The sequence below is a fragment of the Pseudomonas sp. NFX183 genome (assembly GCF_047943075.1).
Lineage (GTDB): Bacteria > Pseudomonadota > Gammaproteobacteria > Pseudomonadales > Pseudomonadaceae > Aquipseudomonas.
The window spans coordinates 4,647,087-4,672,780 of sequence record NZ_CP181333.1 but is presented as its reverse complement, the minus strand read 5'-3'; the positions used below and the strand labels follow the sequence as shown (position 1 = coordinate 4,672,780).

The window sequence follows — 25,694 nt, the reverse complement described above, 5'->3', positions numbered from 1 at the left end:
GGGTTCAGACTCGCTCGATGGCGCGCTCGCCGAACAGGCCGGCGGGACGGATATACAGGAAGGCCAGGGCCAGTACGTAGGCAAACCACGGCGTGATGCCGCCGCCGATCAGCGGGCCGATATACACCTCGGCGAGGTTTTCCGCCGCGCCGACAATCAGCCCGCCGACAATCGCCCCGCCAATCGAGGTAAAGCCGCCGATGATCAGCACCGGCAAGGCCTTGAGCACCACCAGCGACAGCGAAAACTGCACCCCTTGGCGCGCGCCCCACAGCAGCCCCGCCACCAGCCCGACCACGCCGGCCACGGCCCAGACGATCTGCCAGATGCGGTTGAGGTTGATGCCGATGGACAGCGCCGCCGTGGTGTCATCCGCCACCGCGCGCAACGACACGCCGATGCGTGTCTTGTTGAACAGCAACGCCAACACCGTGACCAGCACCACCGCCGCCGCGGCGGCAATCAGATCAAACTGGCTGAGCATCAGTGGCCCGACAAACAGCGGCACGTCGTCAATGCCCAAATCCAGCGCGCGCACCTGCGAGCCCATCAAGCCCTGGGCCAGGCCTTCGATAATGAACGACAGGCCCAACGTGGCCATGAACAACGTGATCTGCGAACGGTTCACCAACGGGCGCAACACCAGCCGCTCGATCAGCAAGGCGCCGACGATCATCACGATCACCGTCAGCAGCAGCGCCAGGGCGAACGGCACGCCTTGGTCATGCAGGCTGACAAAGGTCAGCGCGGCGAACAGCAGCATCGAGCCCTGGGCGAAATTGAACACGCCGCTGGCCTTGTAGATCAGCACGAAGCCGATGGCGACCAGCGAGTACAGGGTGCCGGCGAGCAAGCCGCCGAGCAGGGTTTCGAAAAAGAACGTCATCAGTGTGCGACTCCCAGGTAGGCGCTGATCACTTCGGGGTTGGCCTGAACCTCGGCGGGCGTGCCGTCGCCGACCTTGCGCCCGTAGTCGAGCACCACCACATGGTCGGACAGGCCCATGACCACGCCCATGTCGTGCTCGATCAACACCACGGTGGTGCCCAGGTCGCGGTTCACGTCGGCGACGAAGCGCGCCATTTCGTGTTTTTCTTCGGCGTTCATCCCGGCCATGGGTTCGTCGAGCAGCAGCAGGCTGGGGCCTGCGATCAACGCGCGGCCCAACTCCACGCGTTTTTGCAGGCCGTAGGACAGGTTGCCCACCAGCACATCGCGGTGGGCTTGCAGCTCCAGGAATTCGAGGATGCCCTGGGCACGCAGGCGGAAGGCCTCGGCCTCACGCCGGGCGCGCGGCAAGCCCAGGGCCTGTTCGATAAAGGTGCTGCGCATATGCCGCGACAGGCCGGTGAGGATGTTGTCGAGCACGCTCATTTTTTTGAACAGCGCGTTGTTCTGGAAGGTGCGGCCGATGCCACGGCGCGCCGCGCCCAATGGGTCGATGCGGTGAAAGTGTTGTTGATCGAAGACGATCTCGCCGGCGTCAAAGCGGTACACGCCGTTGAGCACATTGAGCAACGAACTCTTGCCGGCGCCATTTGGCCCGATCAGCGCGCAAATCTCGCCGCGCTGCACGTCAAACGACAAGGCATTGATCGCCTTGACGCCCTTGAATGACAACGAGATGTCGCGTACCTGGAGAATGGCCTGGCTCATGCGATGTCCCGTTTGAATTCGGCCAGCCATGTCGGCTCGGCCTTGGATTTAAGCGGTTGCCAGATGTAGGACAGACGCTGAAAGCCCAGCAGCCTGCGCACGCGGTTTTTCAGCAAGCGGCGCAGGCCACTTTGCGGGTGGGCGATGGCCCAGTCGCACAGGCGTCGGCGCTAGGTACCGTGGGGCGCGAGGCGGCTTTCGATGTCGTCGGCCAGGTGGTGCAAACGCTCAGGTGATAACAGCAGGCCAGTCGGAGCGACTTCACTGCGATCGCGGCGGGCCGAAGCGAGGTTTTCCGGAAAGGCCAGGCCATGGCCGCTGTTGAGCCACTGCTCCAGCACCACAGCCAACCCGCCCTGCCAGTGAGTGCCCTCCTCGCTCCACAACGCGCTTTCGCCGGTGGGTTGCCACCAGCGCTGCAAGTGCTGCGCCGGGTCCAGCGGGCCGAGCAACTGGGCGAAATCCAGTCGATTGGCAGACGCCCAGTGCCGCACTTGCCGGCGGTCCTGCACATACGAATGGGTAGGGCGAATACGCCACAGCTGTTGGTAAAGGACTTCGGGCTCGAGGCCATCGGCCAGGGTCACCACCTGCCCGCCGACCGATTGCGCAGCCAACGCCAACAACAGCAGGTTCGGCTCGAACGCGCCGCTGAGGGCCAGCCGCGACTGCTCGCCAAAGCCTTGCTGGCGCAACCCATCGGCCAGGCGCTCGACGTCGCGCAAGGCGTCAATCCACCGCCAGGCATACCACTGGCCCTGGCGCTTGTGGCGCAGGGCCGTCTGCAAGGGCGTGATTTGCGCCCAGTGGCGCAGGTGTTCCAAAGGCTCGGACAGGTTGCCGAGCAGTTCGGCGGGCCATTCCAGGCCCAGCGGACGTTTGAGTTCGTGCACGCTCATAGGGGTGATGCTCCTATTAAAGTGATGTGCGTGCGGTGGTCCGCTGGCGGAGTTATTTGGATCAATACAGTTCTACTGTGGGAGCTGGCTTGCCTGCGATAACGGTGTGTCAGTCGGCACATTTCCAGCTGACCCGACGCTATCGCAGGCAAGCCAGCTCCCACATGGATTGGGTTTGTTCAGTTATAGAGCGCTGGCCTTAAGATCCCTGTAACCGGCACCCGGATGATTCGGCGCCAGCCGTGCGCCATCGCCGAACAACTTCTCGCGCAAGGTGCCCTGGGCGTATTCGGTCTTGTACACGCCGCGCTTTTGCAGCTCCGGCACCAACAGGTCCACGGCGTCGATAAAGGTTTCGTGGGTCAGCGCATAGGCCAGATTGAAACCGTCCACGTCAGTCTCCTCGACCCATTCCTGCAGCAGGTCGGCCACGGTTTCAGGGCCACCGACAAACAACGGGCCAAAGCCGCCAATGCCAACCCAGTCGGCCAGTTCGTTGGGCGTCCAGACTTTGTTCGGGTCCGCCGTGGAGAAGGCCTCCACCGCCGACTGAATGGCGTTGGTGTGCACGTGCTTGAGCGGTTCATCGGGTTTGAACTGGCTGAAGTCGATACCGGTCCAGCCAGAGATCAGTGCCATCGCGCCTTCGTAGCTGACGTAGGATTTGTACTCGTCAAACTTGGCCTTGGCCCTGGCGTCCGTCTCGCCGACGATCACCGTCTGCAAGTTGAAAATCAGGATTTTCTTCGGGTCGCGCCCGGCTTCTGCGGCACGGCGGCGGATATCGGCCACGGTCTTTTTCAGCAACACCTTGGACGGTGCCGCGACAAACACGCACTCGGCCTGCTCGGCGGCGAACTGCTTGCCACGGCTGGACGCCCCGGCCTGGTACAGCACCGGCGTGCGCTGCGGCGACGGCTCGCACAGATGAATACCGGGCACCTGGAAGTGTTTGCCAACGTGGCGGATTTCGTGGATTTTGCTCGGGTCGCTGAAAATTCGGCGCTCGCGATCACGCAATACCGCGCCCTCTTCCCAGCTGCCTTCCCAGAGTTTGTAGCAAACCTCCAGGTATTCCTCGGCGTAGTCATAGCGTGCGTCGTGTTCGGTCTGGGCTTTCTGGCCGAGGTTTTTGGCGCCGCTTTCCAGGTACGAGGTGACGATGTTCCAACCGACGCGACCCTTGGTCAGGTGATCGAGGGTGGAAAGCCTGCGGGCAAACGGGTACGGGTGCTCGAACGACAACGAGGCGGTCAGGCCGAAACCCAGGTGTTCGGTGACCAGTGCCATCGGCGCAATCAATGACAACGGGTCATTGACGGGCACCTGCGCCGCCTGGCGAATCGCCGCGTCACCGTTGCCGTTGTACACGTCGTAAATACCCAGCACGTCGGCGATAAACAACCCGTCGAATTTGCCGCGTTCGAGGATTTTGGCCAGGTCGGTCCAGTACTCCAGGTCTTTGTACTGCCACGAACGGTCACGCGGGTGCGCCCACAGCCCGGGCGATTGGTGGCCGACGCAGTTCATGTCGAAGGCATTCAAGCGGATTTCACGGGACATCAAAGCGCTCCGTTGAGGTGGTAGTTGCCGACAATCTGGTATTTGCTGCGCAACGGATCATCAAGGCTGGGCGGCAGCGCGGTGCGCTGGCCGGTGAGTTCGAACTCGGCATTGCTGGCGAAAATCAGCGCTTCGGCGGCGGCGATCTGCGCTTCGGTGAGGGCCACCGGGCTTGGGTCGGTGGCGGCGCGCTCAAGCAAGGCAGCGGCCACATCGACGCGGATCTGCCAATCGCCGAAGCGGCTGATCACGTAGGGGTCATCGCTTCGCTCAACCGTGCGGCGGGTGCTTTCCAGCAGTTGGCGCGCGTGATTCAGTGCGGTCATGGGGTCAGGTTCCTCAGTTCCAGGCGTGGCGGGCGGGCTTCACGCCGTTGAGCACGAAGTTGCCGATCAGGTGGTATTTCCAGCGGGCCGGGTCGTGCAGGGTGTGGGTGCGCGCATTGCGCCAGAAGCGGTCGAGGTTGTGCTTGGCGGTCACCGAGCGAGTGCCGGCGAGTTCGAAGAGTTTGCTGCTGGCGAGCAAGGCGGTTTCGGCCGACAGCACTTTGGCCTGGGCGACGACCAGCGAGGCGTGGGCCACGGTGTCTTCGTTCGGCTCGGCCAGGGCCAGGTCGACCGCCTTGCCGGCTTTGGCAAGAATGGCTTCGGTGCCGTGCACGCGCCATTGCAGGTCGCCAATCGCGGCGATGGTGAATGGGTCTTGCCAGCCGTGTTCCTGTTGGCTGTCGATCCAGGGCCGCGCCTGGCGCGCGTGGATTTTGGCGTGTTCAAGCGCGCCAAGGGCGATGCCGGTGTCGACGGCGGCCTGGATGATCTGCGAGATCGGGCCGTTGGCGGTGGGTTGGTCAAAGGCCAGGTGAGCCGGGATCACTGCGGTGCGCGGCACGCTCACGCCGTCGAGTGTCACCCCGCCGCTGGCGGTGGTGCGTTGGCCAAAGCCGTCCCAGCTATCAACCACCGTGAGCCCCGGCGCATCGCGTTCAACGAACGCAATAAAGGCCTGGCCGTTTTCATTGTTGCCGACGGTGGGCACGATATGCGCGAACAGCGCGCCGGTGCAGTAGAACTTCTCGCCGTTGATTTGCGCGGTGTCGTGCTCAAAACGGATCTGGGTATCAAACGTGCCGGCGTTTTTGCTCTTGGCTTCGGAGAAGGCATTGCCGAACCGATAACCGGCCAGGACCTTGCCGAAGTAGTGGCGCTTTTGTTCCTCTGTGGCGGTTTGCAGCAGGATGTCCACCACGCCCAAATGGTTCTGCGGGATTTGCCCCAGCGATGGGTCGGCGGCGGAAATCAACTTGATCACCTCGGCCACCGTCACATAGGACACCTCGGCGCCGCCATAGGCTTTAGGAATGGTGATGCCCCACAAACCGCTGGCAGAAAACTCGTCAAGTTCGGCCACCGGCAAGCGCCGCTCGCGGTCGCGTGCACTGGCGTCGACGGCAAAGCGTGCGGCCAGGCGCGTGGCGACCTCGATGGCCTCGGCGTCCGAGCGAATGATATGGGCAGGTTGTTGAGGGTGGGCTGACATGGGCCGACTCCAGGCTCCGGTGAGATGACCTGGGTGATTGCAGGAGTCGTGCCTGAATTTAATCGCCAATAAAATCAGGGTGTTGCGGCTAAAACCTTGAAAGGCCTGCGTGTGCAGGCGAGCAAAGTGTCCATCCACTGTTGCCTGGCAGACAGTTAGATCACCACGTTACGCACGAAGCGCACCGCCACCTCACCATCATTGCGATAGCCGTGGGCCTGGCGGCTGGCGAACATGAAGAACTCACCGGTGGCCACGTGTTTTTCTTCGTCATCGAGGATCAGGGTCAGGCGGCCTTCGAACACAAACAGCTGCACGCTCCAGCCTTCCGGGTCGGGTTCCGGGCTGTAACGGTCGCCCGGTTCCAGGCGCATCTCCCACAACTCCACCTCGCGCCGGGCAGTGGCCTTGGCCAGCAATACGGCTTTACTGCCGGGAATGTCGCCGGCCCACGCCAGCTCGTTGATGCGGCTGTGATCGCCGGCATCCGGCGCCTGGATCAGGTCGCTGAAAGCCACATCCAGGGCTTCGGCGACGCGGTCCAGGGTGGACAGGCTGACATTCTTCTCGCCCGCCTCGATGGCCACCAGCATGCGCCGGCTGACGCCGGACTTTTCCGATAGCGCGGTCTGGCTCATGTCGGCAGCATGCCGCAAACGACGGACGTTCTGGCTGACGTGTTGCAGGACCGACGCCCGATGTGGATTTTCTTTGTGCACTATATTGCTCAATAGGTAGGTGTGCGCAGTATACTGCCCAGCGTGCGGCGCATTGTGCGGTCCGTGCCTTTCCCTTGCAAGACCGAGCCGCCATGACTGCCCCGAACCCTTCCTCACGCTTCAACCGTTTCAGCAAAGCCGAATGCATTCTGGTGGTGATCACCATGATCTGGGGCGGCACCTTTTTGCTGGTGCAACATGCGATGACGGTCAGCGGACCGATGTTTTTCGTGGGGCTGCGGTTTGCCGCAGCGGCCATCGTGGTTGGGTTCTTTTCGTTGCGCACCCTGCGCGGCCTGACCTTGTTTGAATTGAAAGCCGGCGCCTTCATCGGCACCTCGATCATGTTCGGCTACGGCATGCAGACCATCGGGCTGCAGACTATTCCGAGCAGTCAGTCGGCGTTCATCACCGCGCTGTATGTGCCGTTCGTGCCGCTGCTGCAATGGCTGGTGCTGGGTCGCCGCCCGGGGCTGATGCCAGCCATCGGCATCATGCTGGCGTTTACCGGCTTGATGCTGCTCACCGGCCCGGCCGGCGCGTCGCTGAACTTCAGCCCCGGCGAAATCGCCACGCTGATCTGTGCCGTGGCGGTGGCCGCCGAAATCATTCTGATCAGCGCGTTTGCCGGGCAGGTGGATGTACGCCGGGTGACCGTGGTGCAACTGGCCACGGCGTCGTTATTGTCGTTTCTGATGGTGGTGCCGATGGGGGAACCCTTGCCAGGTTTCTCGTGGTTGCTGGTATTCAGCGCGGTAGGCCTGGGCTTGACCAGCGCGGTGATCCAGGTCGCGATGAACTGGGCGCAGCAGAGTGTCTCGCCGACACGCGCCACCTTGATCTACGCCGGTGAACCGGTGTGGGCCGGCGTGATCGGACGGATGGCCGGTGAGCGCTTCCCGCCGATCGCGATGGTGGGGGCGGCGTTGATTGTGGCGGCAGTGATTGTGAGTGAGCTGAAGACTAAAGGGCAGAAGGCCATCGAACTGCAGGATGAAAGGGAACAGGAGCAGCAGGGGTAAGGTCTGACTGCTGGTAATGGCTGTAAGATCGCCATCGCGGGCAAGCCCAGCTCCCACAGGAAGCCGTGGTGACGGCTGCAATGGCGCCAGCTGAAACAATGCCAAACGGGGGTTTTTCAGCCTACCTTGTAGGATCCTGCCACATCTTGGCGTTTGGTGATCGACAAAGCGGCACGTATGATGCATCCCAAACTCCCGCAGATTAGAAGCCTATGTCCCTGATAGTTCTACTGCTTCTGCCTTTTATTGGCAGCTGTCTGGCGGCCTTGCTGCCGCACAATGCACGTAACACCGAATCCCTGTTGGCTGGCCTCGTGGCCCTGGTCGGCACCATTCAAGTCGCCCTGCTCTACCCTCAGATCGCCCACGGTGGCGTGATCCGCGAAGAATTCATGTGGTTGCCCAGCCTTGGGTTGAACTTCGTGCTGCGCATGGATGGGTTTGCCTGGCTGTTCTCGATGCTGGTGCTGGGCATCGGCTCGCTGGTGTCGCTGTATGCGCGCTACTACATGTCGCCGGACGACCCGGTGCCGCGTTTCTTCGCGTTTTTCCTGGCCTTCATGGGCGCCATGCTCGGGTTGGTGATTTCCGGCAACCTGATCCAGATCGTGTTCTTCTGGGAACTGACCAGCCTGTTCTCGTTCCTGTTGATCGGCTATTGGCACCACCGCGCCGATGCCAGGCGCGGCGCCTATATGGCGCTGATGGTCACCGGTGCGGGCGGCCTGTGCCTGTTGGCCGGCGTGATGCTGCTGGGGCATATCGTCGGCAGCTATGACCTGGACCAGGTGCTGGCGGCGGGCGATCAGATTCGCGCGCACTCGCTGTACCCGGTCATGCTCGCCCTGGTGCTGATCGGCGCCCTGAGCAAAAGCGCACAGTTCCCCTTCCACTTCTGGCTGCCCCACGCGATGGCGGCACCGACGCCGGTTTCGGCGTACCTGCACTCGGCGACGATGGTGAAAGCCGGCGTGTTCCTGCTGGCCCGCCTGTGGCCGTCGCTGTCCGGCAGCGAAGAATGGTTCTGGATCGTCGGCGGTGCCGGCGCCATCACCCTCCTCCTCGGCGCTTACTGCGCCATGTTTCAAAACGATCTCAAGGGCCTGCTGGCCTACTCCACCATCAGCCACCTCGGGCTGATCACCCTGCTGCTGGGCCTCAACAGCCCGCTGGCCGCCGTCGCTGCGGTGTTCCATATCCTCAACCACGCCACGTTCAAGGCCTCGCTGTTCATGGCGGCGGGCATCATCGACCACGAAAGCGGCACCCGTGATATTCGCAAGCTCAGCGGTCTGGTGCGCCTGATCCCGTTTACCGCGACCCTGGCGATGGTGGCCAGTGCGTCGATGGCCGGAGTGCCGTTGCTCAATGGCTTCCTGTCCAAAGAGATGTTCTTCGCTGAAACGGTATTTATCTCGGCGACCGCCTGGGTGGAAATCGCCCTGCCGATGATTGCAACCATCGCCGGCACTTTCAGCGTCGCCTATGCGCTGCGCTTTACCGTCGATGTGTTCTTCGGCCCGCCCGCCACCGACTTGCCGCATACGCCCCACGAACCGCCGCGCTGGATGCGCGCGCCGGTGGAACTGCTGGTGTTCACCTGCCTGCTGGTGGGCATCTTCCCGGCCCAGGTGGTCGGCTCGATCCTCGCTGCCGCTGCGCTGCCGGTGGTCGGTGGTGTGCTGCCCGAGTACAGCCTGGCGATCTGGCACGGCTGGAACGCGCCGATGATCATGAGCCTGGTGGCGATGTCCGGCGGCGTGGTGCTCTACCTGCTGCTGCGCAAACAGCTCAAACGTGGCCGCTTCAAGTACCCGCCGGTCATCAGCTACTTCAACGGCAAGCGTATGTTCGAGCGCAGCCTGGTGGTGATGATGCGCGGCGTGCGCCGGATCGAAAAACGCATCAGCACCAAACGCCTGCAGACCCAGCTGTTCCTGCTGGTGATGGCGGCGGTGATTGCAGGTTTGATCCCGATGCTCAACAGCGGCCTCAGCTGGGGCGACCGGCCGAAGATCCCGGGCTCCATTGTGTTTGTGACCCTGTGGCTGCTGGCGATTGCCTGCGCCCTCGGCGCCGCGTGGCAAGCCAAGTATCACCGGCTGGCAGCCCTGACCATGGTCAGCGTGTGCGGCTTGATGACCTGCATCACCTTCGTGTGGTTCTCGGCGCCGGACCTGGCGTTGACGCAGCTGGTCGTCGAAGTGGTGACCACCGTGCTGATTCTGCTGGGCCTGCGCTGGCTGCCACGGCGGATCGAAGAAGTGTCGCCATTGCCCAGCTCGTTGCGCAAGGCGCGCATTCGCCGCCTGCGTGACTTCCTGCTGTCCACCGTGGTGGGCGGCGGCATGGCGCTGCTGTCCTACGCGATGCTGACCCGCCAGACCCCCAACGATATCTCCTCGTTCTACCTCAGCCGCGCCCTGCCCGAAGGCGGCGGCAGCAACGTCGTGAACGTGATGCTCGTCGACTTCCGTGGCTTCGATACCCTCGGCGAAATCACCGTGCTCGGCGCCGTGGCGCTGACGGTGTATGCCCTGCTGCGGCGCTTCCGTCCGTCCAAAGAAAGCATGCAACTGCCCGCGCAACAGCGCCAGTTGGCGCCGGACGTGGCCACCGACCTGGTCAACCCGCGCCAGGCCAGCGACACCGCGCTGGGCTTCATGATGGTGCCGGCGGTGCTGGTGCGCCTGCTGCTGCCAATTGCGCTGGTGGTGTCGTTCTACCTGTTCATGCGCGGTCATAACCAGCCGGGCGGCGGCTTTGTCGCAGGCCTGGTGATGTCGGTAGCGTTCATCCTGCAATACATGGTTGCCGGTACGCAGTGGGTTGAGGCGCAGATGAGCCTGCGGCCAATGCGCTGGATGGGTTTTGGCCTGCTTTCGGCAACCCTGACCGGGCTCGGCGCGCTGTTTGCCGGTTACCCGTTCCTCACCACCCACACCTGGCATTTCAGCGTGCCGGTGCTCGGCGATATCCATATCGCCAGCGCTCTGTTCTTCGACGTCGGCGTGTACGCCATGGTCGTCGGTTCCACGCTGCTGATGCTCACCGCCCTCGGCCACCAGTCCGTGCGGGCCCACAAACCGAGCAACCAGGCCAAAAAAGTGGTTGCCGCAACGCAAGGAGCCGCCTGATGGAAGAAGTCATCGCAATTGCCATTGGGGTCCTGGCGGCCTCCGGCGTCTGGCTGATCCTGCGGCCACGGACGTTCCAGGTGGTGATGGGCCTGTGCCTGCTGTCGTACGGGGTCAACCTGTTCATTTTCAGCATGGGCAGCCTGTTTATCGGCAAGGAGCCGATTATCAAGGACGGCGTGCCGCAAGACCTTCTGCACTACACCGATCCCCTGCCCCAGGCGCTGGTACTGACGGCCATCGTGATCAGCTTCGCCATGACCGCGCTGTTTCTGGTGGTGCTGCTGGCCTCACGCGGTCTGACCGGCACTGACCATGTAGACGGTCGGGAGCCCAAGGAATGACGTGGATCAATCAACTGATCGTCGCGCCGATCCTGCTGCCGTTGCTGACCGCCGCGCTGATGCTGATGCTCGGCGAAAAACGCCGTCCGCTGAAGGCAAAAATCAACCTGTTTTCCAGCATCATCGGCCTGGGCATCGCCGTCCTGCTGCTGTACTGGACACAACAAGGCGGCCCCGGCTCCATCGGTGTGTACCTGCCGGGCAACTGGCAGGTACCGTTCGGCATCGTGCTGGTGGTGGACCAACTGTCGGCGATGATGCTGGTGCTCACCGGGATTATCGGCGTGAGCGCGCTGCTGTTCGCCATGGCCCGTTGGGACCGCGCCGGTACCAGCTTCCACGCGCTGTTCCAGATCCAGATGATGGGCCTGTACGGCGCCTTCCTGACGGCGGACCTGTTCAACCTGTTCGTTTTCTTCGAAGTGCTGCTGGCGGCGTCCTATGGTTTGATGCTGCACGGCTCGGGCCGTGCGCGGGTGTCGTCGGGGCTGCATTACATCGCGATCAACCTGCTGGCCTCGTCGCTGTTCCTGATTGGCGCGGCGATGATCTACGGCGTCACCGGCACGCTGAATTTTGCTGACCTGGCACTGAAAATCCCCTTGGTGCCAGAGGCCGATCGCGGCCTGTTGCACGCAGGCGCGGCAATTCTGGCAACAGCGTTCCTGGCCAAAGCCGGCATGTGGCCGCTGAACTTCTGGCTGGCGCCCGCCTACTCCTCGGCCAGCGCGCCGGTGGCGGCGATGTTTGCGATTATGACCAAGGTGGGCGTGTACACCGTGCTGCGCCTGTGGACCCTGCTGTTTTCGGAGCAAGCCGGTGCTTCGGCGCTGTTTGGCGGCGACTGGCTGGTGTACGGCGGCATGGCGACGATCATTTGCGCAGCATTGGCGATGGTAGCGGCGCAGCGGCTGGAACGCATGGCCAGCTTGAGCATTCTGGTGTCGGCCGGGATTCTGCTGTCGGCCGTGGGCTTTGCTCAGCCAAGCCTGACGGCCGGAGCGCTGTTCTATCTGGTCAGCTCGACGCTGGCATTGAGCGCGCTGTTCCTGCTGGCCGAACTGATCGAGCGTTCGCGCTCGGCCAATGACCTGCCGCTGGACGAGGAAATCGATGCGTTGCCCAAGGCCATGGAGTCGTTGCATCCACGGCCCGGCGTGAACCTCGACGATGAACAGAAAGCCGTGGTCGGCCAGGTGATTCCATGGACCATGGCGTTCCTGGGTTTGAGCTTTGTCGCCTGTGCGCTGCTGATTATCGGGATGCCGCCGCTGTCTGGTTTTATCGGCAAGCTCAGCCTGTTGAGCGCGCTGGTCAACCCGCTGGGGCTGGGGAATGCGGTGGATGAACCCATACGCCCCGCCGCCTGGGGCTTGGTGACATTGCTGATCCTGTCAGGCCTGGCGTCGCTGATCGCCTTCGCCCGCCTGGGCATCCAGCGCTTCTGGACGCCGGAAGAGCGCCCCTCTCCGCTGCTGCGCCGCTACGAGTGCCTGCCGATCTTCTTCCTGCTCGGCCTGAGCATCCTGCTGACTTTCAAGGCCGAGCCGTTGATGCGCTACACCCAGGCCACCGCCGAAAGCCTGAACAACCCGGAACACTACGTGATGGCCGTCCTGGCGACGCGCCCGGTGCCGAGCCCTGAAGCCAAGACCGCCGCCCTGGAGGTGCAGCCATGAAGCGTCTGTTCCCTGCCCCCTGGTTATCGCTGGCGTTGTGGCTGTTGTGGCTGGTGCTGAACCTGTCCGTCAGCCCCGGCAACCTGCTGCTCGGCGCGCTGCTGGGCTTTCTTGCCCCGCTGCTGATGGCGCCGCTGCGCCCGTTGCCGATCCGCATCCGCCGCCCCGGGGTGATCCTGCGCCTGTTTCTGGTGGTGGGCCGCGACGTGATCATCTCTAATCTGCAAGTGGCCTGGGGTGTGCTGATCTGCGGCTCGCGTGCGCCGCGTTCGCGCTTTATCAAAATCCCGCTGGACCTGCGCGACGCCAACGGCCTGGCCGTACTGTCGATGATCACCAGCGTCACACCCGGCACGGTCTGGTCGGAACTGGCGCTGGACCGCAGCATTCTGCTGTTGCACGTGTTCGACCTTGAGGATGAAGCGCCCTTTATCGAGCACTTCAAAACCACCTACGAGCGGCCCCTGATGGAGATCTTCGAATGAGCGCCCTGCTCTCCAACGCGATCCTGATCAGCCTGTTCCTGTTCTCGCTGGCCATGGTGCTGACACTGGCGCGCCTGTTCAAAGGCCCGTCGGCACAGGACCGGGTTCTGGCACTGGACTATCTGTACATCCTGGCGATGCTGATGATGCTGGTACTCGGCATCCGCTACGCCAGTGACACCTACTTTGAAGCGGCGCTGCTGATTGCGCTGTTTGGCTTTGTCGGGTCGTTCGCCCTGGCGAAATTCCTGCTGCGTGGCGAGGTGATTGAATGATGCCGTTATGGGTTGAAGCCAGCGTGGCGCTATTGCTGGTGCTGAGCAGCGTATTCGCACTGATCGGCGCGATCGGTCTGCTGCGCATGAAGGACTTTTTCCAGCGCATGCACCCGCCGGCGCTGGCCTCTACATTGGGTGCGTGGTGTGTGGCGTTGGCGTCGATCATCTACTTTTCGGTGCTCAAGTCCGCGCCGGTGCTGCACGGCTGGTTGATTCCGATTCTGCTGTCGATCACGGTGCCGGTGACCACGCTGCTGCTGGCTCGCACTGCACTGTTCCGCAAACGCATGGCCGGGGACGATGTGCCCGCAGAGGTCAGCAGCCGCCGCTGATCGGCCAGGCGCACACAGTAAAACATGTGGAAGCGGGCTTGCTCGCGAATGCGGTACATCAGTCACCCATGTATTGACTGACACTGCGCATTCGCGAGCAAGCCCGCTCCCACATTGATTTGCGCTAGGCGAAGGATCGGATTCTGGCCGCCAGCTCTGCCAACTCAGCATCATCCGCCCGTACATGATCGTGGGACGAGATATAGCCCTCATACGCCTCGAAGAACTTGTCCACCTTCGAACTCAACGGCTTGAACGCACTGTCCGAGCCCGTGCCATGCATGGGAAACAGCTTCGCATGCAGGTGATCCACCCCATACCCTTCCAGCATCATCCCGGTGCGCGCCACATCCGGAAACGCCCGGTCGATCTGCAGTGCGGTTTTTTTGGTGGCGACAACAAGGTCGGCCAGCACCTTATCCGACTGCGCAAACGCATAACTGCCGTAATGTTGCTTGGGGATCACCACGCTGAAACCCGGCGTGTTGGGGAAGATCGACAGGAACGCCATATGGTGTTCGTCCTCCCACAGAATGTGGGCTGGAGAGGTCTTTCGGACAATGCTGCAAAAAATACAATCCATTCAAATCACCGCCAGTTTCATCATGGGTTTGGTCGTGGCGATCATCTAAAGCCATGAATGGACGAGCGTCAAAACAAAAGACAATTTTCCGAAAGCTCTTACGAAATTGAGATCAGAAACGCCACGGTGATGGGCCGCCCTGATCGATGAGCTGATCATCACCCGTATCCCGGTGCTGTTGGGACAAGGGATTCCCTTATTCAGCCAGATTGGTAGTGAGCGTGAACTGCGCCATGTCGGCACGTATGCGTCGCAGAATGGGTTTGGCAAGGTGCTCTGGGACGGTAAAGGGGCCAATCAACAGCCCCAATCACACGTCAAACCAAGGTCACCGCGTTGGCGTAGATGTCAGTCGGTGGACTCCCGCCTTGCCTACCCCACACTTCCTCTCGCCCATTGATCACTGCAAGCGAATGGCCCACCATTTGACCGTTAACCGGAACGCCATGAGTCACAAGACCCAGTTGCCCACGCGCCAAGTTTTCAACAGTGGTTTTTTGGATGTGGGCACTCAGGCCCAGGCGCACGAACCCATTGTAATTGTGACCAAAGGGCTCACCGTCATTGATGCTGTATAACGCGCTCTCGAAACCTCGCGCGGCATAACCGTCGTTATTCTCCATTTGCGCCCGTTTAGCACTCACGGCATACAGAAAATTAGCATCTGCCACCATCGCCGGATTATCGCCACTGAACTCAGATCTATAGGTTGCCTGCGCCAGCTCATCTTTGGACAGGTGGTACCAGCGGTCATCCCGCATCTGTATGTTCCAGCCATCACCCGCTGCGATTACCTGCTTGTAAATATCGGTCGGCTTCTGGCCAAACTTCATCATTGCGACCTTTATGGCTGCCACCGTCGTGCAATTGCTTTTATTTGGCCCCTGCTTGAAACCACTCCAGATATTGCCGGGCTCATTACCCACGCCAGGTCTTCTGCCAGGATTACTCCTGTCGGTGTAGAGGTCATCAAGACTCATCCTCTGAGTGGGAGTGTTATGACTTACCTGCCGCGGATGACGAAGCCCAGGTCCGTTATGTGCACGGGGGTGGCCAGTGTCATGCGACCGGCTGGACAGAGACTCTCGCCCCGCATCCGGGAACAGGTGCTGTATAGACTGAAAAACTGCCGCTTGGGAGGCTATGTAGACGTCCAAGGTTTGAATCAGCTTGTGGAGATCGTTCTTGAACGTACCGCTGTCCACCTTTTCCAGAAGCGCCTTCAAACTGAAAGATAACCGTTGAGCCATTTGCGCCTTGGAACCTGTCGCATCAAATAACTCATTGAGCTGCTGTTTGACCGCAACCACTTCGGCCGCAGGCGCAACGGAAACCGCCCTGGGTCGCACCCCATTTGGCGCATACCCGGCGCCCACACCTCCCGTCCCTGCCGCCCCTGAATTCCACATCTGCAACGCTCCCGATTAAGTGAAAAGCCCGCAGGGCTCTCACCCGCTCAGTGGTAAGTCGGATGCGGACAGTTCCATACCTTATGTAGGCTCGCTGCCCTGTCCATCGCAGAACTTTCAACGACAATTCGAGGAAGCGCTGGCGTGCCCTTCGATAGCATTGCCTGGGTAACGCTGATGCACCGAGGCGTCTGCATCGCAGGCAAGCCAGCTCCCACAGAAAAGCAAAACCCAGGCGGCATTGCAGCCGACCAAATTGTGGAAGCTTAAATCGGTCGAATTGTGGGAGCGGGCTTGCTCGCGAAGGCGGTGGGTCAGTCGCCAGATTCATTGGCTGATGCACCGCATTCGCGAGCAAGCCCGCTCCCACACTGGATCAAGTGAGCCGTTAAAACGATGTGCAAAAAAAAACGCCCCGAACCAGTCGGGGCGTTTTCATTCAGCGTTTACCAATCAAGCTTGATCAGCCAACCGCCACGTCGTCCCGCCCTTGCCGTCTTCCAACACCACACCCATCGCGGTCAGTTGGTCACGGATACGGTCGGATTCCGCCCAGTCTTTGTTAGCCCGCGCAGCCAGACGCGCCTGAATCAGCGCATCAACTTGCGCCGCATCCACACGCCCTTCAGCGCCGGCTTGCAGGAAGTCATCGGCTTCCATCTGCAACACACCGAGCACGCTGGCCAGCTCTTTCAAGCGTGCAGCCAGCCCGGCCGCTGCATCCAGATCAGTCTCGCGCAAGCGGTTGATCTCACGCACCATCTCGAACAGCACCGCACAGGCTTCCGGCGTGCCGAAGTCGTCGTTCATCACTTCGGTAAACCGTGCCACGAACGCTTCGCCGCCGGCAGGCGCCACGGCTGGCAGGCCTTTCAACGCGTGGTAGAAACGTTCCAGGGCGCCCTTGGCGTCCTTGAGGTTGTCTTCCGAGTAGTTGATGGCGCTGCGGTAGTGGCTCGATACCAGCAGGTAACGCACCACTTCCGGGTGGTACTTTTCCAGCACGTCGCGAATGGTGAAGAAGTTGTTCAAGGACTTGGACATCTTCTCGCCATTGATGCGGATCATGCCGCAGTGCATCCAGGCGTTGGCGTACGTCTTGCCGGTAGCGGCTTCGCTTTGGGCGATTTCGTTTTCGTGGTGCGGGAACTCAAGATCGCTGCCGCCGCCATGAATGTCGAAAGTCTCGCCCAGGCAGCAGGTGGACATCACCGAGCACTCGATGTGCCAGCCCGGACGCCCGGCGCCCCATGGCGACTCCCAGCTCGGCTCGCCGGGCTTGGTGCCTTTCCACAGCACGAAGTCGAGCGGGTCTTGCTTGGCTTCGTCGACTTCGATGCGCGCGCCGATGCGCAGGTCTTCGATTTTCTTGCGCGACAGCTTGCCGTAGCCCATGAACTTGGCGACGCGGTAGTACACGTCGCCATTGCCGGGGGCGTAGGCATAACCCTTGTCGATCAGGGTCTGGATCATCGCGTGCATGCCCGGGATGTGATCCGTGGCGCGCGGCTCCATGTCCGGCTTGAGAATGTTGAGGCGCGCCTCGTCCTCGTGCATGGCAGCAATCATGCGTTCGGTCAGCGCGTCAAACGACTCGCCGTTTTCGTTGGCACGGTTGATGATCTTGTCGTCGATGTCGGTGATGTTGCGCACATAGGTCAAATCATAGCCGCTGAAACGCAACCAGCGGGTCACCAGGTCGAAGGCAACCATGCTGCGGCCGTGGCCGATGTGGCAGTAGTCGTACACGGTCATGCCGCACACGTACATGCGCACCTTGTTGCCATCCAGCGGCTTGAAGACTTCTTTGGTCTTGCTGAGTGTGTTGTAGATCGTTAACACGACAACTCCCTTAAATCACTGGCCCCACGAATCACGCAAGGTCACGGTACGGTTGAATACCGGCTGACCAGGTTTCGAGTCCTTGATATCTGCGCAGAAGTAACCTTCGCGCTCGAACTGGAAACGATCTTCCGGCTGTGCGTCGCCAAGCGATGGCTCGGCACGACAACCGGTGAGCACTTGCAGGGAATCAGGGTTGATGTTGTCCAGGAAGCTCGCGCTGTCTTCAGCCTTTTCAGGGTTCGGCGAACGGAACAGACGATCGTACAAACGCACTTCGCACTCGATGCTGGCAGCCGCCGGCACCCAGTGGACCACGCCTTTGACCTTGCGGCCCTCAGGGTTCTTGCCCAGGGTTTCGGGGTCGTAGGAGCAACGCAGTTCGACGATGTTGCCATCGGCGTCCTTGATCGCTTCATCGGCGCGGATCACGTAGCTGCCGCGCAGACGCACTTCGCCATTCGGCTCCAGGCGCTTGTAGCCCTTTGGCGGCTCTTCCATGAAGTCATCACGGTCGATGTAGATCTCACGCGCGAACGGCAGCTTGCGCACGCCGAGTTCTTCTTTTTGCGGATGACGCGGCAGTTCGAGGTTCTCGACCTTGTCTTCCGGGTAATTGGTGATCACCACTTTCAACGGACGCAGCACGCACATGGCGCGCGGTGCGTTGGCGTCGAGGTCCTGACGGATGCTGAATTCGAGCATGCCGTAGTCGACCACGCCGTCGGAGCGGTTGGTGCCGACCATCTCGCAGAAATTACGGATCGACGCCGGGGTGTAACCGCGACGACGGAAGCCCGACAGCGTCGACATGCGTGGGTCGTCCCAGCCATGCACGTGCTTTTCATCAACCAGCTGCTTGAGCTTGCGCTTGCTGGTGATGGTGTAGTTCAGGTTCAGGCGGCTGAATTCGTACTGACGCGGGTGCGCCGGCACCGGCAGGCTGTCGAGGAACCACTCGTACAGCGGGCGATGGCTTTCGAACTCCAGGGTGCAGATCGAGTGGGTGATGCCTTCGATGGCGTCCGACTGACCGTGGGTGAAGTCGTAGTTCGGGTAGATGCACCACTTGTCACCGGTCTGGTGGTGGTGGGCATGGCGGATGCGGTACATGATCGGGTCGCGCAGGTTCATGTTCGGCGAGGCCATGTCGATCTTGGCGCGCAGCACGCGGGCGCCGTCCGGGAACTCACCGGCGCGCATGCGGTTGAACCAGTCCAGGTTCTCTTCGACCGAACGGTCGCGGAACGGGCTGTTCTTGCCCGGCTCGGTCAGGCTGCCACGGTATTCCTTGGCTTGCTCCGGGGTCAGGTCGTCGACGTAAGCCTTGCCGGCCTTGATCAGCTCGACGGCCCAGTCGAACAACTGGTCGAAATACTTGGAGGCGTAGCGCACTTCACCGGACCACTCGAAGCCCAGCCACTTGATGTCGCTTTCGATGGCATCGATGTATTCCTGGTCTTCCTTGGCCGGGTTGGTGTCGTCGAAACGCAGGTGCGTGACGCCACCGAACTCCTGGGCCAGGCCGAAGTTCACACAGATCGACTTGGCGTGGCCGATGTGCAGGTAACCGTTAGGCTCAGGCGGGAAACGGGTGACGATCTGCGTGTGCTTGCCCGAATCCAGGTCCGCCTGGATGATCGGGCGCAGGAAATTGACCGGGACGGCAGGTCCGGCCTTGGAATTCGAGGTAGGGTCGACAGTGGGCTTGCTCATAGGATCCTTGAACAGACGAAGTGCTTGGCCAGAAGTAGGGGCCGATAAAACAAAGGGCTTATGATAGCCGAAGCTGTCAAGCCGCTGACAGAGCGTGGTCGAAAACTGCTGCATTTAATGCATCGGCGGTAAAAAACCACCTCGAAATTCCTGCAGGTCACGCTAAACTGCGCGCCTTGGCCTCTGTTTAGCCAATCAGGTAAGGCGCTCAGGCGTCCAAACCCACGAATTCCCTGAAAAGAGTAGTGAACATGACTCAAGTCAAACTGACCACCAACCACGGTGACATCGTCATCGAGCTGAACGCCGAGAAAGCGCCGATCACCGTCGCCAACTTCATCGAATACGTTAAAGCCGGCCACTACGAAAACACCGTTTTCCACCGTGTCATCGGCAACTTCATGGTCCAGGGCGGCGGTTTCGAGCCTGGCATGAAAGAAAAGAAAGACAAGCGCCCAAGCATCCAGAACGAAGCGGACAACGGCCTTTCCAACGACAAGTACACCGTCGCCATGGCCCGTACCATGGAGCCGCATTCGGCCTCCGCGCAGTTCTTCATCAACGTCGCCGACAACGCCTTCCTGAACCACAGCGGCAAGAACGTGCAGGGTTGGGGCTACGCGGTATTCGGTAAAGTGACCGAAGGCCAGGACGTTGTCGACAAGATCAAAGCCGTGCAGACCACCGGTAAAGCCGGTCACCAGGACGTTCCGGTAGAAGACGTTATCGTCGAGAAAGCCGAGATCGTTGGGTGATATTGCTGATTTCAGATTTGCATCTGGAAGAGGACCGCCCGGATATCACCCGGGCGTTTCTGGATTTGCTCCACGGGCGCGCCCGTGGCGCCCAGGCGTTGTACATTCTGGGCGACTTCTTTGAAGCCTGGATTGGCGACGATGGCATGACACCGTTCCAGCGTTCGATTTGCGCGGCCCTGCGTGAGCTGAGCGACAGCGGCACCCCGATTTTCATCATGCACGGCAACCGTGACTTCCTGATCGGCAAGGCGTTCTGCAAAGCTGCAGGCGCCACCTTGCTCAAGGATCCGAGTGTCGTGCAGTTCTACGGCGAGCCTGTGCTGTTGATGCACGGCGACAGCCTTTGCACCCGCGACGTTGGCTACATGAAGCTGCGGCGCATCCTGCGTAACCCGATTGTGCTGTTTTTCCTGCGGCACCTGCCATTGCGCACCCGCCACAAGCTGGCGCGCAAGCTGCGCAGTGAAAGCCGCGCGCAGACACGCATGAAAGCCAACGACATTGTCGATGTGACGCCCGAGGAAGTGCCGCGGGTGATGCAGCAATTTGGCGTGCGCACCCTGGTCCACGGCCACACGCACCGCCCAGCGATCCATAAGCTGCAGATTGGTGATCAGGCGGCCAAGCGCATTGTGCTGGGGGATTGGGACAAGCAGGGCTGGGCGTTGCAGGTAGACGAGCAAGGGTTTGCGTTGGCGGCGTTTGACTTCGTCAATCCGCAGCTGGCGCTGCCTGGCGCCTGATTCTCAGACACAACACCCATCAAATGTGGGAGCTGGCTTGCCTGCGATAGCATCACCTCGATGTATCTGATGTACCGAGGTGCCTGCATCGCAGGCAAGCCAGCTCCCACATTGACCGAGTTCGGTCTTTCGATCAGTGCCCCGAAGCCTCGGGCCCGGCCTTCGCCGCAAACGGCGGTTTCGCCAGCCACACAATCACGATCAAGCCCATGAACATCCAGCCCAGCAGCGTGAAGTAATCCACGGTGGACATCATGTACGCCTGGCTGGTGAGAATCTGGTCCAGCTGCGCATAGGCCTTGTGCCCTGCCCCGCCGAGTGCCTGCAAGGCATCACGGGTTGCCGAGTCGTAGGTGGTCATGTTCTCGCTCATGTACGCATGGTGCTGGTCGGCGCGGCGAATCCAGATCCAGGTGGTCAGCGAGGCCGCAAAACTGCCGCCCAGGGTCCGCAGGAAGGTCGCCAGGCCCGCGCCGTCGGCGATTTGCGCCGGCGGCAGGTCGGACATCAAGATGCTCAAGGTCGGCATGAAGAACAGCGCCACGCCAATGCCCATGAACAGCTGCACCAGGGCGATGTGGGTGAAGTCCACCTCATTGGTGAAACCGGCACGCATGAAGCAGCTCAGGCCAATTGCCAAAAATGCCAGGCCCGCCAGCAAGCGCAGGTCGAACTTGTGCGCGTACTTGCCCACAAACGGCGACATCAGCACCGGCAGAATGCCGATCGGTGCCACCGCCAGGCCCGCCCAGGTGGCGGTGTAGCCCATCTGGGTTTGCAGCCATTGCGGCAGGATCAGGTTGATGCCGAAGAACCCCGCATAACCGAGCACCAGCACAATGGTGCCGATGCGGAAGTTGCGGTAGGCAAACAACCGCAGGTTGACCACCGGGTGCTTGTCGGTCATTTCCCAGATGACGAACACCGCCAGGGCTATCGCCGAAATCACGGCACCAACGATGATGAAGTTGGATTCGAACCAGTCCAGGTCATTGCCCTTGTCGAGGATGATCTGCAGCGCGCCGACACCGACGATCAAGCTCAGCAGCCCGACGTAATCCATCGGCTGGTAACTGGTGACCACCGGACGTTTCTTCAACTGCGAACGCACCACCAGCACCGCGAAGATGCCGATGGGCACGTTGATAAAGAAGATCCACGGCCAGCTGTAGCTGTCGGTAATCCAGCCGCCAAGGATCGGGCCGGCAATCGGCGCCACCACCGTGACCATCGCCAGCAGCGCCAGGGCCATGCCGCGCCTCGCCGGCGGGTAGACCGCGATCAGCAACGTTTGAGTCATCGGGTACAGCGGCCCGGCCACCAGGCCCTGCAGCACCCGAAAGCCGATCAGCTCAGGCATCGAGGTGGAAATACCGCAGAGGAACGAGGCCAGCACAAACAGGATGGTCGCCCACAAAAACAGCTTCACCTCGCCAAAGCGCCGGCTCAACCAGCCGGTCAGCGGCAAGGCAATCGCGTTGCTCACCGCAAACGAGGTGATCACCCAGGTGCCCTGCTCCGAACTCACGCCGAGGTTGCCGGAAATGGTCGGCAAGGCCACGTTGGCGATCGTGGTGTCGAGCACCTGCATAAAGGTCGCCAGCGACAGGCCAATAGTGGCCATCAACAGGCTGGGTGGCGTGAACGAGGCGTTATTGCTCATCAGCGTTGCACAGCCTTGGGCGCGGCGAGGCTGTTGTCATGGATCAGCTGAGTGATCATGGCATCGGCTTCGGCCAATTGGCGGTCATACACGTTGGTGGTGAACGAGGCCTTTTGCGGCGCCTGCTGCGCCAGCACCGGGCCGCTCTTGTCGTGCAGGTCCACGTTGACCACGGTGCTCAAGCCCACACGCAGCGGGTGCTTGGCCAGCTCGTCGGCGTTGATGTGAATACGCACGGGCACCCGTTGCACGATCTTGATCCAGTTACCGGTGGCGTTCTGCGCCGGCAGCAAGGCAAACGCGCTGCCGGTACCGGCGCCCAGGCTGTCCACGGTGCCGCTGTACTTCACGTCACTGCCGTAGATATCCGACTCGATGTCCACCGGCTGGCCGATACGCATATCGCGCAGCTGGGTTTCCTTGAAGTTGGCGTCGATCCACAACTGGTTGAGCGGGATCACCGCCATCAACGCGGTACCCGGCTGCACGCGCTGACCCAATTGCACCGTGCGCTTGGCCACATAGCCGGTTACGGGTGCAATCAAGGTGCTGCGGGCGTTGGTCAAGTACGCCTGGCGCAGTTGCGCGGCGGCGGCCTGCACGTCCGGGTGGGACGAAATCACCGTGTCGTCCACCAGCGCGCTGGAGGTCTTGAATTGTTGCTGCACGTTGGCCAGGGCGCTTTGCGCCGAGGTCAGGTCGTCACGGGCGTGGGACAGTTCTTCCTGGGAGATCGCGCCGCCGGCGGCGAGGTTCTTACGACGGTTGTAATTGTCCTGGGCCTTCTGCACGTTGGCTTGCTGCGCCAGCACCTGGGCTTTCATGCCATCAACGTTGCTGTACAAGCCCCGCACCTGGCGCACGGTGCGCGCGAGGTTGGCCTGGGCACTTTGCAGGCCGACAGCGGCGTCATTGGGGTCGAAGTTGATCAGCACCTGGCCTTCGTGGACCAGGTCGCCGTCGTCGGCGCCGATGCTGACCACGGTGCCGGTGACCAGCGGGGTGATTTCCACCACGTTGCCGTTCACATAGGCATCGTCGGTGCTTTCGTTGAAGCGCCCGTAAAGCTCATACCAGGCCCACACGCCGATCACGCCAAGAATCACGATCAGCGCCAGGCCGATCAGCATGATTTTGCGTTTGCGTGGGTTGCTGTCTTTTTGCTGCTCTTTGGGTTGCTCTGTTGCGTTGTTGCTTTCGGCAGTGGCCATGACAAATACCTCAAATTATTCCGTGCGTGTAGCTGGGGTGGTTACGGCCACGTTATCGGCGTTGTACCCGCCACCCAGGGCTTGCATCAATTGAATCGACAGATCGATCTGCGCAGCATTCAAGGCCGCCAACTGACGCTGGGCCTGCAGCAATTGCTGCTCGATGCTGAGTACATCCAGGTAATTCCCGATCCCCGAGCTGTAGCGCTGAACCCCGGTGTCGTAAGACTGCTGGGCAATGTCCGCGGCGTGTTGCTGGGCCTGGATCTGCCGACCGGTGTCGCGCAATTGCGAAAGGGTGTTGCCAATATCGCCCAAGGCTTGCACCAGGGTTTTGTTGTACTGGGCCACCGCCAGGTCGTAATCGGCGTCGCGGGCATCGAGGTCGGCGCGCAGGCGGCCGCCGTCGAAGATCGGCAACGAGATAGTCGGCGCAATGCTGAAGAATCGGCTGGACGAGCCAAACATCGCGTCGCCCAACAACGACTCGGCCCCGGCGCTCGCGCTCAGGTTGAGGTTGGGGTAGAAGCGGGTCTTGCTGGCGGCGATATTCTTGCTTGCTGCCTCGACGCGCCAGCGTGCGGCGATCAAGTCCGGGCGACGGCCCAGCAACTCGGCCGGCAGCACAGAAGGCACGGCAACGGCGCTGGGTTTGAGCACGTTCGGGCGGGTCAGCTCGCTGCCACGGTCGGGGCCTTTGCCGAGCAATACGGCCAGGGCGATCTTGGCGCTTTGCAGCTGTTTTTCTGCATCGATCAATTGCGACTCAGAGCTGGCTTCCAGGCTTTCGGTCTGCTGGTACTGGTACTGGCTGTCGATGCCGGAACTCAGGCGGCGCTTGCTCAGGTCGAGCATCTGGCGGGTGCGCTTGAGGTCGTCGGCGGCCAGGTCACGCACGATATGCGCCTGGCCCAGGTCGCTGTAGGCCTTGGCCACGTTGGCGGCCAGGGTCAGGCGCGCGGCTTGCTGATCGACTACGGCGGCACGCGCCTGGCCCAACGCCGCTTCCCAGGCGGCGCGCTGGCCACCCCACAGGTCAAAGTTGTAGTTGAAGCTGGCGCCGATGTTACGCACGGTGGCGTAGGCATCGCCCTGCCCCAGCGGGTCCTGATCCTTGGCCAGGCGCGAACGGCTCACGCCGGCGCTGGCATCCAGGGTTGGCATGCGGGCGGCATCGGCGGCGTAGGCAGCGGCTTGCGCCTGGTGGGCACGGGCGCTGGCGACTTGCATGTCAGGGCTGTTTTGCAGGGCTTCATGGATCAAGCCGTCCAGCTGCGGGTCGCCGAGGCTCTTCCACCAATCGGCCGTCGGCCAGGCGGCGCTCGACAAGGTCACGCCACTGAGGGACTTGCCGGTTTGCAACGTGTTGGCGTCGAGGCGTTGGCCCTGGGTGTCGAGGCCGCTGAAGTTGGCACAACCGGCCATGCTCATCGCCACCAGCACCAGGCTAAGTGCGCGTGTGTTCATTGATTACCTACCCGCTGGATGACGATGGCGTCACCGGCAGCTATCAGAATTTTCGTGAGGATTTTTTCCAGGGTTTGCAACTCGCCGGGCTGCAGGGCGCCGGCCAGCTCATTCATCGCCTGCGCGCCGATGTGCGGCAGCATGTCTGCCAGGCGCTGGCCGTCTTCGGTCAGCACCAGCTGCACCTGGCGCCGGTCCTGCTCGGAACGCTTGCGCGCCAGCAGGCCCTTTTGCTCCAGGCGGTCGAGCATGCGGGTCATGGAACCGCTGTCCAGCGACAGGTTGCGACACAGCTCGGCGGGCGTGTCGACCTCGTACTGGGCAATGATGATCAACACTTTGAACTGCGCGGCGGTGACGCCATGCGGTTCCATATGCGTGTCGATAATGCGGTCCTTGAGCAGCGCGGCGCGGCCCAGCAACAGGCCGAGGTGGCAGTTGCGAAAGCTGTCAGGGGTGAAGTGGGTCATCGAAAGTCACCTTATTACTGCCTAGGCAGTGAATGTATGACAAGATGTTACTGCTTAGGCAGCGAATGTCAAATGGAATTATTAGCTTGCTTGCTAATTGACCGACAGGTGGGCTGCACCACAAACGAACGTGGGAGCTGGCTTACCGGCGATGGCGGTCTGTCAGTCAATGAATCATCGAC

General features: G+C 61.5%; 23 protein-coding genes and 1 pseudogene. 9 read left to right on the top strand and 15 right to left on the bottom strand.

The features are described 5' to 3' along the window. Window positions 1-4: 4 nt before the first annotated feature. The 7 genes and pseudogenes from ACM530_RS21855 to ACM530_RS21825 all read right to left on the bottom strand — a co-directional run bounded on the left by ACM530_RS21855 (window position 5) and on the right by ACM530_RS21825 (window position 6,373). A complete protein-coding gene (locus ACM530_RS21855; protein ID WP_145164041.1) occupies window positions 5-886 on the bottom strand; it encodes a branched-chain amino acid ABC transporter permease in 882 nt (293 codons plus the stop codon). Further along, a complete protein-coding gene (locus tag ACM530_RS21850) occupies window positions 886-1,656 on the bottom strand; it encodes an ABC transporter ATP-binding protein (RefSeq protein ID WP_416363139.1) in 771 nt (256 codons plus the stop codon). The genes ACM530_RS21855 and ACM530_RS21850 overlap by 1 nt, the downstream gene beginning before the upstream one ends. Beyond that, a pseudogene (locus ACM530_RS21845) lies at window positions 1,653-2,555 on the bottom strand (acyl-CoA synthetase). The gene ACM530_RS21850 and the pseudogene ACM530_RS21845 overlap by 4 nt, the downstream one beginning before the upstream one ends. A 183-nt stretch (window positions 2,556-2,738) precedes the next feature. Further along, the gene (locus tag ACM530_RS21840) at window positions 2,739-4,118 is read right to left on the bottom strand and encodes an LLM class flavin-dependent oxidoreductase (protein ID WP_145164036.1); all 1,380 of its coding nucleotides are present in this window, start codon (window positions 4,116-4,118) and stop codon (window positions 2,739-2,741) included. Beyond that, window positions 4,118-4,444 (bottom strand): acyl-CoA dehydrogenase, encoded by a 327-nt coding sequence (locus tag ACM530_RS21835; RefSeq protein ID WP_145164034.1) that lies wholly within the window; start codon window positions 4,442-4,444, stop codon window positions 4,118-4,120. The genes ACM530_RS21840 and ACM530_RS21835 overlap by 1 nt, the downstream gene beginning before the upstream one ends. 13 nt (window positions 4,445-4,457) lie before the next feature. Then, window positions 4,458-5,654, bottom strand: a complete 1,197-nt coding sequence (locus ACM530_RS21830) for an SfnB family sulfur acquisition oxidoreductase (protein ID WP_242199399.1) — start codon at window positions 5,652-5,654, stop codon at window positions 4,458-4,460. 155 nt (window positions 5,655-5,809) lie between these two features. Beyond that, window positions 5,810-6,373: a helix-turn-helix domain-containing protein gene (locus tag ACM530_RS21825; RefSeq protein ID WP_106578787.1), complete on the bottom strand. Its 564-nt coding sequence runs from the start codon at window positions 6,371-6,373 to the stop codon at window positions 5,810-5,812. A gap of 92 nt (window positions 6,374-6,465) precedes the next feature. Here ACM530_RS21825 and ACM530_RS21820 point away from each other — a divergent pair, with 92 nt between their 5' ends. The 7 genes from ACM530_RS21820 (at window position 6,466) to ACM530_RS21790 (ending at window position 13,650) form a co-directional block, all read left to right on the top strand. Continuing rightward, window positions 6,466-7,395 carry a DMT family transporter gene (locus tag ACM530_RS21820; RefSeq protein ID WP_179608732.1) on the top strand — a complete coding sequence of 310 codons (930 nt, stop codon included), beginning with the start codon at window positions 6,466-6,468 and terminating at the stop codon, window positions 7,393-7,395. Between the two features lie 212 nt (window positions 7,396-7,607). Next, the gene (locus ACM530_RS21815; protein ID WP_106578789.1) at window positions 7,608-10,532 is read left to right on the top strand and encodes a monovalent cation/H+ antiporter subunit A; all 2,925 of its coding nucleotides are present in this window, start codon (window positions 7,608-7,610) and stop codon (window positions 10,530-10,532) included. Beyond that, window positions 10,532-10,876, top strand: coding sequence for a Na+/H+ antiporter subunit C (locus ACM530_RS21810; protein ID WP_007986256.1), 345 nt, complete (start codon window positions 10,532-10,534; stop codon window positions 10,874-10,876). The genes ACM530_RS21815 and ACM530_RS21810 overlap by 1 nt, the downstream gene beginning before the upstream one ends. Beyond that, complete coding sequence (locus tag ACM530_RS21805) at window positions 10,873-12,555, top strand: monovalent cation/H+ antiporter subunit D (protein ID WP_416363138.1); 1,683 nt, start codon at window positions 10,873-10,875, stop codon at window positions 12,553-12,555. Before ACM530_RS21810 ends, ACM530_RS21805 begins: the two co-directional genes overlap by 4 nt. After that, on the top strand, window positions 12,552-13,040 hold the full coding sequence (locus ACM530_RS21800) for a Na+/H+ antiporter subunit E (protein ID WP_145164024.1): 489 nt from the start codon (window positions 12,552-12,554) through the stop codon (window positions 13,038-13,040). Before ACM530_RS21805 ends, ACM530_RS21800 begins: the two co-directional genes overlap by 4 nt. Further along, the gene (locus tag ACM530_RS21795) at window positions 13,037-13,315 is read left to right on the top strand and encodes a K+/H+ antiporter subunit F (protein WP_106578792.1); all 279 of its coding nucleotides are present in this window, start codon (window positions 13,037-13,039) and stop codon (window positions 13,313-13,315) included. The genes ACM530_RS21800 and ACM530_RS21795 overlap by 4 nt, the downstream gene beginning before the upstream one ends. Next, window positions 13,312-13,650, top strand: coding sequence for a Na+/H+ antiporter subunit G (locus ACM530_RS21790; protein WP_416363137.1), 339 nt, complete (start codon window positions 13,312-13,314; stop codon window positions 13,648-13,650). The genes ACM530_RS21795 and ACM530_RS21790 overlap by 4 nt, the downstream gene beginning before the upstream one ends. Window positions 13,651-13,774: 124 nt before the next feature. Here ACM530_RS21790 and ACM530_RS21785 read toward each other — a convergent pair whose 3' ends face one another. The 4 genes from ACM530_RS21785 to ACM530_RS21770 form a co-directional block, all read right to left on the bottom strand. Next, entirely contained in the window at window positions 13,775-14,233 is a 459-nt protein-coding gene (locus ACM530_RS21785; RefSeq protein WP_145164020.1) for an HIT family protein, read from the bottom strand. Between the two features lie 317 nt (window positions 14,234-14,550). Then, the gene (locus ACM530_RS21780; RefSeq protein WP_416363136.1) at window positions 14,551-15,642 is read right to left on the bottom strand and encodes a hypothetical protein; all 1,092 of its coding nucleotides are present in this window, start codon (window positions 15,640-15,642) and stop codon (window positions 14,551-14,553) included. Between the two features lie 453 nt (window positions 15,643-16,095). Further along, window positions 16,096-17,484 carry a cysteine--tRNA ligase gene (gene cysS, locus ACM530_RS21775; protein ID WP_145164016.1) on the bottom strand — a complete coding sequence of 463 codons (1,389 nt, stop codon included), beginning with the start codon at window positions 17,482-17,484 and terminating at the stop codon, window positions 16,096-16,098. A gap of 15 nt (window positions 17,485-17,499) precedes the next feature. After that, complete coding sequence (locus ACM530_RS21770; RefSeq protein WP_145164014.1) at window positions 17,500-19,200, bottom strand: glutamine--tRNA ligase/YqeY domain fusion protein; 1,701 nt, start codon at window positions 19,198-19,200, stop codon at window positions 17,500-17,502. 251 nt (window positions 19,201-19,451) lie between these two features. Here ACM530_RS21770 and ACM530_RS21765 point away from each other — a divergent pair, with 251 nt between their 5' ends. Continuing rightward, window positions 19,452-19,955, top strand: coding sequence for a peptidylprolyl isomerase (locus tag ACM530_RS21765; protein ID WP_106578797.1), 504 nt, complete (start codon window positions 19,452-19,454; stop codon window positions 19,953-19,955). Beyond that, a complete protein-coding gene (gene lpxH, locus ACM530_RS21760; protein WP_416363135.1) occupies window positions 19,952-20,701 on the top strand; it encodes a UDP-2,3-diacylglucosamine diphosphatase in 750 nt (249 codons plus the stop codon). Before ACM530_RS21765 ends, lpxH begins: the two co-directional genes overlap by 4 nt. A gap of 133 nt (window positions 20,702-20,834) precedes the next feature. Here the strand turns inward: lpxH and ACM530_RS21755 are convergent, their stop codons facing one another. Genes ACM530_RS21755 through ACM530_RS21740 form a run of 4 tightly spaced genes read right to left on the bottom strand, consistent with a single transcriptional unit; the run spans window position 20,835 to window position 25,512 of the window. Further along, window positions 20,835-22,364, bottom strand: coding sequence for a DHA2 family efflux MFS transporter permease subunit (locus tag ACM530_RS21755; protein WP_145164010.1), 1,530 nt, complete (start codon window positions 22,362-22,364; stop codon window positions 20,835-20,837). Continuing rightward, complete coding sequence (locus ACM530_RS21750; RefSeq protein ID WP_179608734.1) at window positions 22,364-23,575, bottom strand: efflux RND transporter periplasmic adaptor subunit; 1,212 nt, start codon at window positions 23,573-23,575, stop codon at window positions 22,364-22,366. Before ACM530_RS21750 ends, ACM530_RS21755 begins: the two co-directional genes overlap by 1 nt. A 15-nt stretch (window positions 23,576-23,590) precedes the next feature. After that, the gene (locus ACM530_RS21745) at window positions 23,591-25,042 is read right to left on the bottom strand and encodes an efflux transporter outer membrane subunit (RefSeq protein WP_416363134.1); all 1,452 of its coding nucleotides are present in this window, start codon (window positions 25,040-25,042) and stop codon (window positions 23,591-23,593) included. Next, on the bottom strand, window positions 25,039-25,512 hold the full coding sequence (locus ACM530_RS21740; protein WP_145164004.1) for a MarR family winged helix-turn-helix transcriptional regulator: 474 nt from the start codon (window positions 25,510-25,512) through the stop codon (window positions 25,039-25,041). The genes ACM530_RS21745 and ACM530_RS21740 overlap by 4 nt, the downstream gene beginning before the upstream one ends. Between the last annotated feature and the right edge of the window lie 182 nt (window positions 25,513-25,694).

Coding starts and splice junctions, on each gene's coding strand:
- ACM530_RS21780 (WP_416363136.1), bottom strand. CDS start 15,642: ATGTGGAATTCAGGGGCGGCAGGGACGGGAGGTGTGGGCGCCGGGTAT.
- ACM530_RS21785 (WP_145164020.1), bottom strand. CDS start 14,233: ATGGATTGTATTTTTTGCAGCATTGTCCGAAAGACCTCTCCAGCCCAC.
- ACM530_RS21850 (WP_416363139.1), bottom strand. CDS start 1,656: ATGAGCCAGGCCATTCTCCAGGTACGCGACATCTCGTTGTCATTCAAG.
- ACM530_RS21855 (WP_145164041.1), bottom strand. CDS start 886: ATGACGTTCTTTTTCGAAACCCTGCTCGGCGGCTTGCTCGCCGGCACC.
- ACM530_RS21800 (WP_145164024.1), top strand. CDS start 12,552: ATGAAGCGTCTGTTCCCTGCCCCCTGGTTATCGCTGGCGTTGTGGCTG.
- ACM530_RS21830 (WP_242199399.1), bottom strand. CDS start 5,654: ATGTCAGCCCACCCTCAACAACCTGCCCATATCATTCGCTCGGACGCC.
- ACM530_RS21805 (WP_416363138.1), top strand. CDS start 10,873: ATGACGTGGATCAATCAACTGATCGTCGCGCCGATCCTGCTGCCGTTG.
- ACM530_RS21750 (WP_179608734.1), bottom strand. CDS start 23,575: ATGGCCACTGCCGAAAGCAACAACGCAACAGAGCAACCCAAAGAGCAG.
- ACM530_RS21820 (WP_179608732.1), top strand. CDS start 6,466: ATGACTGCCCCGAACCCTTCCTCACGCTTCAACCGTTTCAGCAAAGCC.
- ACM530_RS21835 (WP_145164034.1), bottom strand. CDS start 4,444: ATGACCGCACTGAATCACGCGCGCCAACTGCTGGAAAGCACCCGCCGC.
- ACM530_RS21740 (WP_145164004.1), bottom strand. CDS start 25,512: ATGACCCACTTCACCCCTGACAGCTTTCGCAACTGCCACCTCGGCCTG.
- ACM530_RS21815 (WP_106578789.1), top strand. CDS start 7,608: ATGTCCCTGATAGTTCTACTGCTTCTGCCTTTTATTGGCAGCTGTCTG.
- ACM530_RS21745 (WP_416363134.1), bottom strand. CDS start 25,042: ATGAACACACGCGCACTTAGCCTGGTGCTGGTGGCGATGAGCATGGCC.
- ACM530_RS21755 (WP_145164010.1), bottom strand. CDS start 22,364: ATGAGCAATAACGCCTCGTTCACGCCACCCAGCCTGTTGATGGCCACT.
- ACM530_RS21790 (WP_416363137.1), top strand. CDS start 13,312: ATGATGCCGTTATGGGTTGAAGCCAGCGTGGCGCTATTGCTGGTGCTG.
- ACM530_RS21795 (WP_106578792.1), top strand. CDS start 13,037: ATGAGCGCCCTGCTCTCCAACGCGATCCTGATCAGCCTGTTCCTGTTC.
- ACM530_RS21810 (WP_007986256.1), top strand. CDS start 10,532: ATGGAAGAAGTCATCGCAATTGCCATTGGGGTCCTGGCGGCCTCCGGC.
- ACM530_RS21840 (WP_145164036.1), bottom strand. CDS start 4,118: ATGTCCCGTGAAATCCGCTTGAATGCCTTCGACATGAACTGCGTCGGC.
- ACM530_RS21765 (WP_106578797.1), top strand. CDS start 19,452: ATGACTCAAGTCAAACTGACCACCAACCACGGTGACATCGTCATCGAG.
- ACM530_RS21770 (WP_145164014.1), bottom strand. CDS start 19,200: ATGAGCAAGCCCACTGTCGACCCTACCTCGAATTCCAAGGCCGGACCT.